This is a genomic window from Burkholderia sp. GbtcB21 (assembly GCF_019091065.1).
GTDB classification, from domain to species: domain Bacteria; phylum Pseudomonadota; class Gammaproteobacteria; order Burkholderiales; family Burkholderiaceae; genus Burkholderia; species Burkholderia pyrrocinia_C.
The window spans coordinates 1-229 of the sequence record NZ_JAGXKA010000563.1; the positions used below are offsets into that span (position 1 = coordinate 1).

General features: G+C 71.6%; 1 pseudogene. It reads right to left on the reverse strand.

Annotated elements, in window-relative coordinates:
* A pseudogene (locus KVT39_RS37655) lies at positions 1–229 on the reverse strand (FUSC family protein); the annotation flags it as partial.

A 229-nucleotide genomic window follows, 5' to 3' on the forward strand; every position in this document is an offset into this window, starting at 1 on the left:
CACTCGACAGGATCTCCAGATAGCCGATGCACAGGCGCAGGCTGCGCTGGATCGCCTCGAGCTGCGTCATCGGCGTCTCGCATTCCTTCGACACCGCCGGCATCAGCGAACGCAGCTGCACGAGCAGCGCGCTCAGCGCGGCCATTTCCTTCAGGTGCGCGTCGTCGCCGGCCTGGCGGTCGCCGGTGGCCCGCGGAAGCACGGCCGCGCACGCGCGCAGCGCGCCGGC